The organism is Chitinophaga sp. YR627, assembly GCF_900114995.1.
In the GTDB taxonomy this organism is placed as follows: Bacteria; Bacteroidota; Bacteroidia; order Chitinophagales; family Chitinophagaceae; genus Chitinophaga.
Map to the genome: position 1 here is coordinate 348,207 of NZ_FOUX01000002.1, position 15,243 is coordinate 363,449.

General features: G+C 44.9%; 10 protein-coding genes. 6 read left to right on the top strand and 4 right to left on the bottom strand.

The genetic code is table 11. The annotated features are described in order from the left end of the window. The first annotated feature begins 114 nt into the window (after window positions 1–114). Both BMZ72_RS10140 and BMZ72_RS10145 read left to right on the top strand, forming a co-directional pair. Window positions 115–3,540, top strand: a complete 3,426-nt coding sequence (locus tag BMZ72_RS10140) for a PA14 domain-containing protein (RefSeq protein WP_089807852.1) — start codon at window positions 115–117, stop codon at window positions 3,538–3,540. A 109-nt stretch (window positions 3,541–3,649) separates the two neighbouring features. Beyond that, entirely contained in the window at window positions 3,650–4,333 is a 684-nt protein-coding gene (locus tag BMZ72_RS10145; RefSeq protein ID WP_089807854.1) for a RibD family protein, read from the top strand. Window positions 4,334–4,376: 43 nt separating this feature from the next. On the opposite strand, the gene BMZ72_RS10150 is transcribed toward BMZ72_RS10145, so the two are convergent. From BMZ72_RS10150 to BMZ72_RS10165, 4 genes are all read right to left on the bottom strand, one after another. Next, window positions 4,377–5,993, bottom strand: a complete 1,617-nt coding sequence (locus BMZ72_RS10150; protein WP_089807856.1) for a RagB/SusD family nutrient uptake outer membrane protein — start codon at window positions 5,991–5,993, stop codon at window positions 4,377–4,379. Window positions 5,994–6,027: 34 nt separating this feature from the next. Further along, entirely contained in the window at window positions 6,028–9,258 is a 3,231-nt protein-coding gene (locus BMZ72_RS10155; protein ID WP_255373167.1) for a SusC/RagA family TonB-linked outer membrane protein, read from the bottom strand. Window positions 9,259–9,417: 159 nt separating this feature from the next. Next, a complete protein-coding gene (locus BMZ72_RS10160) occupies window positions 9,418–10,377 on the bottom strand; it encodes a FecR family protein (RefSeq protein WP_089807860.1) in 960 nt (319 codons plus the stop codon). 300 nt (window positions 10,378–10,677) lie between these two features. Continuing rightward, window positions 10,678–11,277 (bottom strand): sigma-70 family RNA polymerase sigma factor, encoded by a 600-nt coding sequence (locus tag BMZ72_RS10165; protein WP_089807862.1) that lies wholly within the window; start codon window positions 11,275–11,277, stop codon window positions 10,678–10,680. 225 nt (window positions 11,278–11,502) lie between these two features. On the opposite strand from BMZ72_RS10165, the gene BMZ72_RS10170 reads away from it, so the two are divergent. The 4 genes from BMZ72_RS10170 (at window position 11,503) to BMZ72_RS10185 (ending at window position 15,099) form a co-directional block, all read left to right on the top strand. After that, the gene (locus tag BMZ72_RS10170) at window positions 11,503–12,828 is read left to right on the top strand and encodes an APC family permease (RefSeq protein ID WP_089807864.1); all 1,326 of its coding nucleotides are present in this window, start codon (window positions 11,503–11,505) and stop codon (window positions 12,826–12,828) included. A gap of 98 nt (window positions 12,829–12,926) precedes the next feature. Then, entirely contained in the window at window positions 12,927–13,544 is a 618-nt protein-coding gene (locus BMZ72_RS10175; RefSeq protein WP_089807866.1) for an RNA polymerase sigma factor, read from the top strand. 26 nt (window positions 13,545–13,570) lie between these two features. Beyond that, entirely contained in the window at window positions 13,571–14,566 is a 996-nt protein-coding gene (locus BMZ72_RS10180) for an AAA family ATPase (protein ID WP_089807868.1), read from the top strand. Further along, window positions 14,566–15,099 (top strand): hypothetical protein, encoded by a 534-nt coding sequence (locus tag BMZ72_RS10185; protein ID WP_089807870.1) that lies wholly within the window; start codon window positions 14,566–14,568, stop codon window positions 15,097–15,099. Before BMZ72_RS10180 ends, BMZ72_RS10185 begins: the two co-directional genes overlap by 1 nt. The last annotated feature ends 144 nt before the right edge of the window (window positions 15,100–15,243 follow it).

A 15,243-nucleotide genomic window follows, 5' to 3' on the forward strand; every position in this document is an offset into this window, starting at 1 on the left:
GCGAACCCGCCCCGTAGCTCGTAATAGCTGAAAACTATCTCAACCCATTCCACTACAAGTCCAGGTTATTTCACGTTCAGTACTCATGTAAGCAAAACCCAAATCAATTCCATCATGAAAAAGAAAATCCTTTACACGCTGCTTGTCGTATGCCTGCCCGTGCTCTTGTCACAGGCACAGACACTACGTGTACCAGGCAGTCCCTATCCGGTATCTGCTGTACCCGACAGTGTATTTCTCACTTCTGAGAACTATTCTGTCTCCGAACGCGTCGCGCTGCAAACCCTCCAGGGTGTGATCGCACAAACCAAACCTGCTATCCTGCGCGACTTGTCCGGTCACCGCGCACTCGTCGAGAAAGCAGGTATTAAAGTCAATGACGCCTATTACAACAACTTCCCGGGACTACTTGCCTTCTTCGCCAACAGACTCTCCGGCTACATTCTCTGTAACCAGAAAGACCGTTCTACCAATGTGGCCATTTCCCTGGCAGGTGTGATGAACGCTGTAGCTATTCCTGCGGATATTGAGCAGACAGCCATTAACGCCGGACTCACAAGACTCCTGGACGTCAGAGCCAGAGATGAGGCATGGGCACTGGCTAATTATGGTAACCTGTTCAGTAAACAGATAGCTACCTATCAGCAAAGCTCCGATGACCGCGTATCCTTTATGGGCGATTACAGTGCGTATACAAAGGCCTTCCAGTTCTGGGACAACTCTCCTACCGGTTCAATCGCTAACAGCGCTTACAACCGTATGAATAAAGGAGCAACCTTCTTTGGCTGGGGTCCGGAAGAATATGGTACCGTAGAACAGCTTTCGCTGAAATCTATGTCTATCATTCCTTCCGACTGGGCAGCAAACATGTCCACTCTCAGTAATATTCCGGCAAAGACGAAAGTCTTCAAACAGAAAGAACCCATCAAACCATTTGAAGTAAAAACAGGCGTACACACTGTCTGCTTTGTGATCACGGATGGTGATAACGTACAATGGTTACTCGGTTCCCACGACAATATCAACAATTGGAATAATCCGGCGCGTGCACATGTTAACCTCGGATGGACCATCTCTCCTTCCCTTGCAGAACTGGCACCAGCTGTTTATGAAAAGTATGTGGATAACTGTCTCACGACACCTGATGGCAGAAACGTACTTATTGCCGGACCTTCAGGTAAAAGCTATTTCTTCCCTGGCCGGATGCCGGATGCAGACCTTGAAACGGAGTCGAAACTGCTGAACAGCTATATGAAAAAAGCCGACCTCCGTATTGTCAATATCATTGATGCTGACGACAGCGACAATGATCCTTCTTCTTACCTTAAACAGGATAATATCGACGCATTATTCTACTATAGTTATGGCGCTAATTATACCGGCCGCCACGGACAAATAGACTGGTACAATGATAAGCCCTCTATTGGCGGCAGATATACACTATGGGGGACTTTATCTTCTCCGCAGTCCCTGGCCAATCAGCTGAACCAGGCATCTACCAATATCAATTCTGCCGATGGTTATAGTCTTGTATCAGTACACATCTGGTCAAGAGATGTAGATGATGTACAGGACTGTATCAATCGTCTCGGACCTAACGTACGTGTTGTTGCACCGGATGAATTTGTATGGCTGATCCGTAAGAACCTCAGAAATCTGCCTGCAGGTACCGGTAACGGACTGAAAGCGGAATACTATGCAGGTTATCATAAAGATGTGCTTAAGTATACGCAGACGGATGCTAATGTAGATTTTGACTGGGGTACCGGTTCTCCTGATCAGGCACAGCTGGGTGTTAACCAGTTCTCCGTAAAATGGTCCGGACAGGTACAACCATTATATTCCGAGCCTTATACCTTTCATGTCTATTCAGATGATGGGGTGAAACTCACCGTCAACGGACAAACCCTCATCAATGATTATGAAACACAGGGAGCTTATACCCGTACCGGCACGATCACACTTGTTGCCGGACAGAAATACAATATCGAATTAGCGTATGGTGAAGGGAATGGCGATGCGTTCTGTCACCTGCAATGGTCCAGTACTTCCCAGGCGCGGCAGGCCATCCCTAAAGCACAGCTGTATAGCAGACCCGATACCAGCAATGGTCCTGTAACTGTTTATGAAAATGCGCAATACGGTGGCTTTCATGCTGGTTTGCCAATCGGCGCTTACAAACTGGCTGGTCTGCAACTGAAAGGTGTACAGAATGATGAGATCTCTTCCATCAAAGTAGCAGAAGGATACAAAGTGGTACTGTTCGAAAACGAAAACTTTGCCGGTGACTCCATTGTACTGACAGCCAGCAGTCCCTCCCTGGGCAGCAACTGGGATGAAAAAGCCAGCTCTGTCAAAGTACTGGCCAATGGTACCCCCAATCTTGCAGGTTCCTATACGATCAGGAATGTGGCCAGTAATCTCTTCCTCGATGTGCGGGGCGGTTTAGGTAGTACAGGTGATGGTTCTCCGATACAACTATGGACTGGTACCAATGCAGCTAACCAGACCTTTACCCTGAAACACCTGGGTGATGGACGTTATACAATTACAGCTTATCACAGTGCGAAATGCCTGGATATTCCGCAATCCAGTCTGGAGGAAGATGTAAGTCTCTGGCAATGGACGGCGCAGGAAGCCAGCAATCAACAGTTCATTGCAGTAGCTGCTGACAGTGGTTATTATAAATTCATCTCCGTACGCAGTGGTAAAGTACTCGCTACTTTAAATAACAGTACAGCACCAGAAGCCAAAGTAGTACAGCATACCGGTAATGGTCAGGCCAGCGCCAGATGGCAGCTGTTATCCGTACCGACTGTCGGTAATGGTAATGGCCTTAGTGGTAACTATTACAACGGTAAAAACTTTGAAACCTTTGTCTTCAACCGGATTGATAAAACGATCGATTTTGACTGGGGAGAAGGTGCTCCAGGTACCGGTATCACCAATGATAGCTATAGTATCAGATGGACAGGTAAAGTAGAACCGAGATACACCGGTACTTATACTTTTTACATGACGAGTGATAACGGCCGTCGTCTCTGGGTCAATAATCAACTGATCATCGACAAATGGCTGAATGACTGGGATATTGAATATTCCGGTACGATTAACCTGGTAGCAGGACAACAATATGATATTAAGGTAGAGTACTTTGAAGATTTTGGCGGCGCCAACTGCAGACTGTCCTGGTCAGGTCCTAATCAGGGTAAAGAGATCATCCCGAAAAACCAGCTCTATGCGACTTCTGCTGCACTGACAGCCGCTAATCTGGCGCTTGCAGGTAAGGATGCCCATACTATGGAAAAAAATATCCTCCTTTATCCTAACCCGGCACAAAGCAGCGTTCGTCTGCAATTCAATGCCAGACAGGCAAGGATGAGCATCTTTGATGCAGTAGGTCGTCAGGTAGTACCAGCAAGGATCGTATACCCCGGACAGGCAATTGATGTGAGTCGTTTACCGGCAGGTGTATACCTCATACAACTCGATATCAATGGTACCAAAACAGTCAAACACCTGGTAAAAAGTGCTGAGTAAATACTATTGCTATCTGATTTCATAGCTGAAGGCTTTGTGTTTTATCAACCGTCGTCTCCTAATTTGCATCATCTTTGTACAAACCGATTGATCAACAATACAGAAGAATATGCAACCATACGTTATTTGTCATATGCTCTGCTCTATCGACGGACGCATCATTACAGAAAACTGGCGACCTTTTAAGGGAGTGGAATACTACGAACAGACCGGCAAACAGGAGAAAGCGGATGCCTGGTTCTGCGGAAGGGTTACCATGGAACAACACTTTGCCACAGAAAAACCAGACGTATCCGGTTTTGAAAAAGTACCCAACAAAGCAGACTACATCGCTGATAAACAGGCAAAGTCTTATGTCGTGGCATTGGATGCTGCCGGTAAACTAGGATGGGATTCCAATGATCTGGATGGTGACAGGCTTATTGTGGTACTGACTGAAAAAGTTGAAGCGGAATATCTGGGTTATCTGCAATCCAAACAGATTTCCTATCTCTTTGGCGGTGCGGATCAGGTAGATCTTTCATCAGTCCTGCAAAAGCTGCAACAGCATTTTAATATCAATAAGCTCCTGCTGGAAGGCGGCGGCGGAGTGAATGGTTCATTTCATGCTGCTGGTCTGATTGATGAATTCAGCATCCTGTATTACCCTATTGCTGATGGTACTGCTACAGCCACCATTACAGATACAGGACTTACATCCACAGAAAGCATTCCTTACAAACACCTGAAACTGCTAAAAGTGGAACAACTGGGAGACGATGTGGTATGGATGAAATACAAAGTACAGAAATAATAAAATGGCCGCGCCAAAAATAGCGCGGCCTTTCATCACTCTTCTAATATCCGTCGTTCTGTCTCAGATTCGGGTTATTTGCGATCTGAGTGCCTGGAATAGGATAGACCTCTTTATTTACATCGTTTGTTGGCGTGTGATCCCACCAGCTGCCACTGTTGAATCTTCCAAAACGAATAATATCAGTACGGCGTCTGCCTTCGAATACAAATTCACGACCTTTCTCTGCCAGTAATTCATCCATCGTCAGCGTAGCTGTTGTGTAAGCTGCCGCTGGCCAGTCTGCCGGCGTAAATGCTCTCTTACGGCTTTCATTGATCAGATCGACTGCTTCCTGCGTTGCTATCTTATTGTTCTTACGCATCAGCGCTTCTGCCTTGTCAAAATAGATCTCTGTCAGGCGATAGATCATAAAGTGGTTCTCACGATAGTTAGGATCGCTCAGACGGCCTGTTTTGTACTTATTGAAACGCGCGCCACTGTTCTCTTCACCGGTAGCCATAGTGCTCTCTGTTTTGTTCTCTGAAGCTCTTCTGATATAGTTTACGTACACCAGTGGTTTACCGTTGTATTCTTCTGTACCCAGAATAGGATCTGTTGTACCGTATTTGTATTGCGGACCAAAGAGGAACCATTCTGATTTACGCAGGTCGTTGTCAGCATAAGTATCAAAGAAAGAAGGGATCACGACATAACCGTTGTTACCCGCATATCCTACATCCAGTGCAGCACTCATATTGCTGAAGCCAAATAATGGAATCCAGTCCCATACGAAACCGCCTTTGTTGCTGTAAGCATACTGGAACAGTGCTTCTGAAGCAGACCTGTTCGTGTTGGCAAATGTCTGTTTCAGGTCAGTAGCCAGTGTTGGTTTACCACCCAGACCACCTGCATCGCCACTCAGGATCTTATCACATGCAGCAATACACTGATCCCACATCGGCGTACCGGCCCATTTCTCAGCGTTCAGATATACTTCCGCCAGCATGGCATAACCACCGGTCTGACCGATCCTGCCCACCAGTTCCTGTTTGTAGGGCAGCAACTGAGGTACGTATGTTTCCAGTTCTGTTCTGATGAAGTTGAATACTTCTTTTCTTGGCTGTGTAGCCGGGTTTGCCGGTTTACCAACCTGTGTAACTACCGGGATATTACCCCAAAGGTCCATCAGTTTAATATAATGGAACGCTCTCAGTACATGGAGTTCAGCAATGATTGCTGTCATCTCTGCTTCCTGCATACCCAGTTTTGCATAATCCAGTGCTTCCAGGTCTTCGATAGCTGCGTTACAGTAACCAACGCCTGTCCACATACCAACCCATGCATTACGCATCCTGCCTTCATTGGTGGTCCAGGTATGATAGTGTTGTCTCATGTGGTCGCCGTTGTCATATGCGTGACGACCTTTCTGTGGCCATGCTACCTGATCGGAACACATTTCCGCATGATAGTAATAACCATCGCCACGGATAGGTGCGATCCAGGATTGCATATGTGTTACAGGACGCAGTGCTGCCTGTAATACTTCTGTTCTGCTTTTGTAGAAGTTTTCTTTATAGATGTCGCTGTATACGGTTTCATCCAGTTTGGTACAGCCAAAGTCCTGCACTAACAGTAAACCGATGCCACAGCAGTATATTAACTTTTTCAGATATTTCATGTCGTTACACTTTTTAATGAATGCCGCTTATTACTTAAAATCCAACGTTCAAACCAATCGTCCAGGAGCGTGTTCTTGGATAGAAACCTCTTGAATCCACACCAGTGGTAAAGCCGGTATCTTCCAGTTCAGGATCCAGTCCGTCGTAACCGGTAAAGGTTAACAGGTTACGGCCGGATACGAACATTCTGAGATTACGCACATAAGGCGATTTGAAGTTGAAGTTGTAACCCAGTGTCAGGTTGTCCAGTTTTACGAAATCACCTTTCTCGATGTAGTAATCAGAGTACTGAGGATCGTCTTTCAGCTGAGCATGTTTATCGAAGGCACTATTGAAAATGTTGTTCGGCAGATACTTTCTGTTACCGAAGAAGATCTCCTGCAGGTTCAGGATATCAAATCCGAACTTACCTCTGAGCAGCAGTGTCAGATCGAAGTTCTTGTAACGGAAGGTCTGGTTCAGTGCGGCATTGTATTTAGGTACCCCGTTACCTATGATCGTTCTGTCATTTTCATTGATCTGGGAAGCAGGTGCTTTTGAACCATCTGCTTTGTAGAACAACCATTTACCATCTTCTGAGAATCCTGCGAAACGTTTACCATAGAAGTTACCTACGACGCCACCTTCATCAAGGCGGATAGCAGGGCCCATAGCACCCGGATTTGGAATATCAGCAAAGGTCAGGTAAGTCGCTTTATACAGTTCGTTAGACAGTTTGGATAATCTGTTGAACTGAGAGTTTGCCGTCAGATCGATCGTCCACTGGAAGTCTTTTGTTTTCACTGCCTGACCACTGATCAGGATTTCCACACCATGGTTTTTAATCGTACCTACGTTGGTATACAATCCATCACGGACGAAGGCCGGCTGTTGTGCTGCATAGTTATACAGCAGGTCGCGGGTTTCGCGGGAGTATACATCGATGGAACCGCTGATACGGTGATCGAGGATCGCGTAGTCCAGACCAAAGTTCCATTCCAGTTTCTTCTCCCAGCGTAAGTTGGGGTTAGGGTTACGGGATGCACCGTAAGTTTGCAGATAAATACCATTCTGTGGATATACACCACCAGTACCCAGTGTGATCAGGGAACGATAGTTAGGAATACCCTGATTACCGGTTACACCATAACCAACACGCAGTTTCAGGTTATCTACGAAATCAACATTCTCCATGAAGGACTCTTCTGTGAGCGTCCAGCCAATGGAAGCAGCCGGGAAGTTACCCCATTTGTTATTGGCGCCGAAGCGGGAAGAACCTTCTCTGCGGAGGATCACCTGCGCATGGTATTTATTCTTATAAGCGTAGTTCAGACGACCGAAGAATGCGATCAGGGTGTTATCTTCCTTGAAGCTTCCCAGACCAGGTCTTGGCAATGCAGTATTGTTCGTTGCGCTACCTGCACCGAGGTTCCAGTCGAGGAATGCATCAGTCGTGAAACCGTTGTTATTAGCACTGAAAGTTTCTCTGGTGCTGTACTGATAGCTATAACCTGCGATAGCGGAGAGGGTATGTGCACCCCAGCTATGCTCATAGTTAACAGTAGGATCGAGGGTTTTGGTCCAGTTCAGTTCATTGCCTTTACTGGCGTAACCCATCCCCTGCCAGCTGGTACCCGGACGCTGTTCAAAGTCGTTCATGGAACGGTAATAACGGTCGTTGTAGTTATCACGCTGATAAGAACCGAACAGGGATACAGACAGATCTTTGGTCAGTGCCAGACTGAATCTTGCATCACCGGCAAAGGTCTGCTGATCACGCTGACTCAGGCGGTTATTCAGACGACCTACCGGGTTGAAAGCTTCATTGATCTCGAAGAAACTACCATCTGCTTTGTAAATGGGAGCAGTAGGATTCCAGGCAACTGCCTGCTCGAAATAACCGGCATCACCACCCAGGAGGTTAGCTTTATTAAAGTTAGCCACCATATTCACCTGCATGGTGAGTTTGTTGTTCAGACCTTTCTGGTTGATGTTCAGACGGCCACCCGCCTGTTTTCTGCCATTCTCTTTTGCGATACCCTGGAAGTCGTTGTAGTAGAGCGATGCTCTGTAGTTGGACTTCTCGCTGCCACCTGAAGCAGACAGATTGTGGTACTGGCTCAGGTTATTTTTATTGATCAGTTCATTGTACATGTTGGTAGAACCACCCAGGTCAGAGGTCGGAGAGATAATACCTTCGGCGATCTTCTGACGGAACTGTTCTGCTGACAGGAAATTTGGTTTCTTGTCAGTATAATCACGCTGGAAATAGGTATTATACTCATAGCGGGGATCGCCGGCAGCACCTTTACGGGTAGTGATCAGGATAACACCTGCGTTACCTCTGGTACCATAGATCGCGGCAGCAGAACCATCTTTCAGTACGCTGAATGACTCGATATCATCCGGCTGTAACAGATCGAGGTTACCACCCGGAATACCGTCTATTACGACCAATGGCGCAGTTGTACCAGTTAATGAGGTAACACCTCTCAGCTGGATGGAAGCGCCCGCATTCGGGTTATTTCCCTGTGTTTTGGTGATATTCAGACCTGGCACCTTACCCTGGATCAGTTCCATGGTAGAACGGATACCACCTCTGTTAAAATTATCAGCCCTTACGGTGGAAACAGCGGAGGTCACTTCACTACGTTTCTGTGTACCATAACCTACTACTACCACTTCATTCAGAGAGCCCATGTCAGCCTTCATCTTTACAGTCAGCACAGCCGGAGCGTCAGTATTTACCACGACGTTCTGCACACGTTGAACTTTAAAGGAGATGAAGCTTATTTCCAGTGTATACACACCAGGTTCCATAGCGATGGAGAAGTTACCGTCTGCATCACTGATGGCGTGCTGTGTACCGCCTATCACTTTGATAGTAGCGCCGGGTAAAGGGGCGCCCTGTTCGTCGGTCACCTTACCCTGTATTTTACCCTGCTGTTGTTTTACAACACGTTCTTTTTTAGCTGCATTGATCACAATGACACCATTCACTTCCTTGAAGGAAAGGTCTTTGTTGTCAAACAACAAGGTGAGCACACCATCCAGGCGCTGGTCCTGGAATCTGTGATCGTCAGTCTGATAACGCTGAAGCATCTGCTGATCATAAGCAAAGTTCAGGTTCAGCTGTGTTTCCATCTGCTTCAATGCCTTTTCCAGTGATCCTCTGCGGATGCTCACTGAAATCTTTTTACTCAGTTCCTGACCTTTGCCGGTATTAGCCGACAGCATCAGGGAAGTAGTAAGCACAATAGTTATGGAAAGAAATGTTAATCTCATAGCTTTTATGATAAAATCTTTCTTCTTATTACTGGACTGTCCCTTTTTTTTCATACATTGTATGGCTTTTTAATTTGAGATAAATAATGAGCAAAAGCCGTTGCAGCGGCTGTTTCTGAAGGCTTTGTTTGCAGCAAAGCCTTCTTTGTTTTCTGAATGTTAGCGGTATAGTTCGATAGTATCCCTCCCCTGTTTGATTTTAAGTTGATGAATAGATGCGATGACTTCAGCGGCTTTAGCGGCTGACAGTGATAAAGGAAGACTTGCAGTGAACTTCTTTTTACGCAGATCGGTACTGGCCGTCGATAATGTTATGCCGTAATTTTTTTCCATGAGTAATGCCATATCTTCAAAAAGGGCATTTTTGATGATCAGCTTTCCGCTTTTCCAGCCTGTTACGTCTTCTGAAAAAGTCTGAATATCGTAGGTCGCCTGTTGCTGGTTGAACACCAGTTTCTGTTGTTTGCTGACGATCCCCAGTGCCTGTAAGGTGTCGGAGATCTGTACCTTTCCGTCTGTCACAGCGATCGAGATCTCTTTTAATTCTTTATAGGCCCTGATATTGAAAGCGGTACCCAATACATGCGTGGTCAGCTTACCGGAACGAACAACAAAAGGATGTGCAGGGTCATGCTGAATCTCAAAGAATGCTTCTCCATCGGTCAGATCAGCACGTCTGCTGGTAGTAAAATCGAGGTATACCCGCACATGTGTAGCGCTGTTCATGGCGATCACACTACCATCCTGTAGTCTCAGTTGCTTTCTTTCCCCTTTGGCGGTATAGTAGTCCTGGAACAGCTCACTGACGTCGGCCGTCTTCTGTCCTTCTGTTTTGTTCCGTTTTAAATAAATCACACTGGCGAATACCAGTACGGCAACACTGGCAGCTACACTGATATAGGTATATATTCTGCGCATATTCCGTTGCGGCGCTGACAACATCGGCTCTAACCTTTGCCAGATGTCGTGTTCCAGCTGTTCTTCTTCAGCAGCTGAAAGTTGTATTGGCTCCCGTTTATCGAGTTTATCATACCAATGTTCAATTAATCTTCGCTCTTCATGATCCGCCTTTTCGGCCAGGTATTTCCTGAATAAGCGTTTTATTTTCAGGTATTTCATATCACACTATATCTCTACATCAGAGAAAATGGATTTCATACCGGGTGAAGTATGTTAACAGAATGTTAACAAAATAAAAAGTGAAGAGATGAGGAATAAAAAATTAACAATTAGACACTTATAAATAATAATTGGAGAATAATAGCGATAGCTGATTAGGAATAATGTTCCTTTTTTTGAAGGAGAGAAAGCCAGATATCAACGATGTACTTTAAAGTATTCCGGACAATCAGGGGCACAAGTGTCCCTTAGCATGCAGACGGCGGCCATGCTTATTGCTTAATGCTTAATCGCTGATGCTTAATTCAAAAACACGTCAACAAATAATAGTGTGCAGATCACCAGGTCACTCTGATGATTGTTTCTCAGCAGGTCTCTCAGGCGCTTCATGGCCAGGGACAACTGATTACGGACGGTCTGCTCAGAAAGATTGAGCTGGATGGCAATATCCGTTACTGACAAGTCTTCCTCCCGGCTCAGGTGATAGATCTGTTGCATACGATCGGGCATCCGGTCTACTTCCCCATCGATCAGGTCTTTTAGTTTACGGACGTCAAAAGAAGACTCAAAAGAAGAATGTACCGGCTGGTCAAACCATTCAGGGATCTGTACAGTGGAGCTACTGAAGGCATAATAGGAAATGATCCGGTAACGCAGGGCAGAATACAGGTAACGGCTGAGGTCTTCCTCGCTGTCAATGGTAATTTCATTCTTTCGTCTCCACAGGGTCAGCATGACGTCCTGCACAATATCTTTCGCATCATCGGTATCCACACGCTTGCAGGCGCTGACATAAAGCTTCTTCCAATAGCGTTGGTACAAAGCTTTAAATGCAACAGTATCATCCCCTTTAGCGGCGGAGAACAGTGAAAAATTATCTTCTGTATCTGGTGGCCTCATTTCAAAACGTAAAATTATAAATCCGGCTGCTCGGCACACGTTAAAAAATTATTAACTGCTCCGAACGGTCTGAAGATGCTACTCATTAGTAGGGATAACACCGTTCGTGGTTTTACAGGTATAACAGCAGCGCATACCTGGCGGCAGACCTTCTTATTCAAATATTGACATCCTTCAATAAATATTTCGGCATACGACTGCAAAATATTTATTTTTACTATAGAAATGAAGCAACCAGAACTTTCCCGGCGCATCAGTCTTTTACAGGCGACTGCTATTAATATGACAGATATGGTGGGCATCGGCCCATTTATAGTATTGAGCTTAGTGGCTACCACTATGCATGGACCGGGTTTTCTCTATGCCTGGGTAGCGGGTGCGGTCCTATCTTTTATTGATGCAATGGTATGGAGTGAGCTGGGCGCGACCTTCCCTATGGCCGGCGGTAGTTATAACTTCCTGAAAGAAGGGTTTGGTCCGCGGACCGGTAAGCTGATGAGTTTCCTTTTTGTCTGGCAGACTATGATACAGGCACCCCTGGTGATTGCTTCAGCCGCTATCGGCTTTGCCCACTATGTTGGATATATTCTTCCTCTGGGCTTCTGGGGTACCAAAGCGGTTAGTGGCGGGATGGTGTTATTGATCATATTCATGCTGTACCGCAAGATAGAAACCATCGGGCGTATCAGTGTATTTCTCTGGATGGGCGTACTGGTTACCATGGCCTGGATCATTGGCGGTGGTATTGCGCATGGCCAGTTCATGGAACCGATCAGACATGTAAATGATGGTCTGCAACTCAATTATGCCTTTGCAACTGCATTGGGCATGGCCAGCGTAAAAACGGTCTACAGCTACCTGGGATATTATAATGTCTGTCACCTGGGTGGTGAGATCACCCGGCCGGAAAAGAATATCCCCCGTAGTATGCTGATCTCCATTGCGGGCATCTCGGTGCTTTACCTATGTATGAATATCAGCGTAGCCTCTGTATTACCACAGGAGCAGATCGAACAAAGCAGTTTTGTAGTCAGTGAATTCATAGAAGCCCTGATGGGCAGTACAGCCGCCAAAATAGGCACTGTATTAATCTTATGGGTCGCATTTGCCTCGGTGTTCTCTGCCACATTAGGTTACAGCCGTATACCCTATGCAGCAGCAAAGGATGGCGCTTTCTTCTCTGTCTTCGCCCGTCTGCATCCTACCAAGAACTTCCCGCATATATCCCTGCTGGTACTGGGTGGTGTCGCCTTTGTATTCAGTCTGCTGTTCAAAATAAAGGAAGTAATTGACGCCATACTTGCCATGCGTATCATGATACAATTCATTGCACAGGCAGTCGGACTGATCCTGCTCAGCCAGAGAAACGGCCGGAGCTTCTTCAAATGGCATATGCCCCTGTACCCTGTTCCTGTGATCCTCGCGATCCTGATATGGGCCTGTATATTCATTTCAACCGGACCTCACATGATGCTGGCTGGTCTGACCGTAACAGTCGCTGGTATCATCGTTTACTTCATTAAATCAAGACTACCTATCCAGAACAACTGACAACGCTGTTGTAGACCTTACCTGGTAAATACTGGTTATTATCTTCCAAATTGCTTATTTTTATAAGGCAAGAGGAACGTATCAACCAAAATATCAGCATGAAAGCAGTAAAAACCGCCATCACTGCTTCGCCAACAGTATCTCCACAGGAGGAAGTATGGAACCAGTTCCGGCAAGGTAGCCGTGACGCCTTTGCCCTGATCTACCAGGAGCATGCAGACCATCTCTATCATTATGGCTGTCATTTCTGCGGAGACGTAGAACTGGTCAGAGATGCCATGCAGGAACTCTTTCATGACCTCTGGCAGACAAGAGAACATCTTGCCGATCAGATCCAGAATATCCGTTATTATCTGCTCAGCAGCATTCGCCGCCGCCTGTTAAGGACTTTAGAGAAGAACAGACGTCTATTAACCAGCGCTGCAGACATGGCAGGTGATTTTGAACTTATTCCCAGTAAAGAGCACCTGATTATACAGGATGAATATCAGCAGGAACAACTGAAGCAATTATATGCTGCGCTGAATGCGTTGCCCCGCAGACAGCGGGAAGCGATTTATTTGAGGTTCTTTCATGAACTTTCTTACCAGGAGATCGCAGGTATGATGTCTATGAAAGTGGATTCAGTGTATAATATTATTTCAAAGGCGATCGGGATGCTGAAGAAGATGTTGCCGCCGGCGGTGATGGTATTGTTGATGTATCCTGGCAGATGAATAATAGAAATTCGCTATTTTAGCGTATGATGGCAAATTCAATCAACAATATATCTATCAATAACTTCAAGTCTATCAGAAATCTGGAAATAACAGGCTTCAGGCGAATCAACCTTTTTATTGGGCGGCCTAATGTAGGCAAGTCTAATATTCTGGAGGCTTTGTCAGTCTTTTCAATCCCTTTTTTTAGAGAAGGATCATTCAAAAAGATAACCAATGTGGTCAGAATGGAGAATGAAGCCGAACTCTTTTATAATGGAAATATTCAATCCCAGGGATCTGTTCAGATAGATAATGGAAATGCCATTCTCAGCTATCATCCCAAAGAAGGACTAAAAATTGATATCCAGCTTCAGGAATATTCACAATCCTTTCAGATCGATGAAAAGTTAAACATTAAAACAGGGCGTCAAAGCAAGTATGTTGAATCGCCAATAAAAAAATATGTTTATAAATCTGACATAATTTATAAAAAGGGACATAGCAAATATCTCATTCCTCCTTTTGGATCAAATCTATTTTCAATAATTGATCAATACAAAGAACTACGAGAACAGATCAAAAGTTTATTCAGCGAATATGGCTTAGAAATAGCCTTTGACAAAAGCAGTCAAACTATTAAGATCATACAATCAAAATCTAACGATAAGGATGAAATATTTCTGATTCCTTACAACTCAATTGCGGACACACTTCAACGCATAATTTTTTACAAGTCTGCGATAGCTTCCAATGAGAACAGCGTTTTATTATTTGAAGAACCTGAAGCCCACTCATTTCCGCCATACATGTCTTTCTTCACGCAGGAAATGATACACAACAGGAACAATCAATATATAGTTGCTACTCACAGCCCTTTTATTCTAAACGACCTTCTTGAAAATAGCCGGGAAGATCTAAGCATCTATTTAGTTCACTATAAGGATTTCGAAACAAAGGTTAAGCAACTTTCAGATAAAGAGTTGCACGACGTATTTCAATATGGCGTAGATTTATTTACTAATAGTGAAAGTTTTATTTAATGGATCTGGCTATTATTCCTGAATGCTATATAGATACTAATCTGATAGAAACTTTAGTTCCACCTACCAGTCAATACAATCATCAAAAAGGATGTGGAAAAGTTACTAAAGTTATGAAAGAAAAATTCCCTGATAGTTTTGCACTTGGCATAATAGACAAGGACAAACAGGAAGTAGATTACCTTAAGGAATTTAATATCCTGAGGCAAACCGATTATCTTATACTCCACAGGCACAATAAGCCGGCGATACATCATTACATTATTCAGATAAATCCTGCCATGGAAAGATTCATACTAGATGGTGCATCCATTGCAGGCATTTCGTTAACAGATTTCGGCTTACCGGAAGAATTAGAGGCATTTAAGAAAACATCCAAATCCGTAGCAACCAAGAATGATTGGAGATTCAAAGAACTATTCCGTTCAATGTATGCTGCCGGTGTTGAGGATATAGTCAGGCTTGCCAACTGGGTTAGATACTTAAAAGAAAATACCTACAAAGCCGAAGCTGACAAGTTAATTTCCATCTGATTCGGCAACCCGTGTCCAGACCGACTAAACAATTCAGTAAATATCAGACCTCTGGCCATTAAAAGCCCAACAAAATCATCGTATTCTGATATTTTCAAAAATATTTCCCCCCAAACCGATGAGATTCCCCTCCTCCCCGTCTCT

Bases quoted from the DNA above. Each gene is read 5' to 3' on its own strand.
- BMZ72_RS10140 (WP_089807852.1), top strand. From the start codon at position 115: ATGAAAAAGAAAATCCTTTACACGCTGCTTGTCGTATGCCTGCCCGTG.
- BMZ72_RS10180 (WP_089807868.1), top strand. From the start codon at position 13,571: ATGATGGCAAATTCAATCAACAATATATCTATCAATAACTTCAAGTCT.
- BMZ72_RS10160 (WP_089807860.1), bottom strand. From the start codon at position 10,377: ATGAAATACCTGAAAATAAAACGCTTATTCAGGAAATACCTGGCCGAA.
- BMZ72_RS10175 (WP_089807866.1), top strand. From the start codon at position 12,927: ATGAAAGCAGTAAAAACCGCCATCACTGCTTCGCCAACAGTATCTCCA.
- BMZ72_RS10185 (WP_089807870.1), top strand. From the start codon at position 14,566: ATGGATCTGGCTATTATTCCTGAATGCTATATAGATACTAATCTGATA.
- BMZ72_RS10150 (WP_089807856.1), bottom strand. From the start codon at position 5,993: ATGAAATATCTGAAAAAGTTAATATACTGCTGTGGCATCGGTTTACTG.
- BMZ72_RS10145 (WP_089807854.1), top strand. From the start codon at position 3,650: ATGCAACCATACGTTATTTGTCATATGCTCTGCTCTATCGACGGACGC.
- BMZ72_RS10155 (WP_255373167.1), bottom strand. From the start codon at position 9,258: ATGAGATTAACATTTCTTTCCATAACTATTGTGCTTACTACTTCCCTG.
- BMZ72_RS10170 (WP_089807864.1), top strand. From the start codon at position 11,503: ATGAAGCAACCAGAACTTTCCCGGCGCATCAGTCTTTTACAGGCGACT.
- BMZ72_RS10165 (WP_089807862.1), bottom strand. From the start codon at position 11,277: ATGAGGCCACCAGATACAGAAGATAATTTTTCACTGTTCTCCGCCGCT.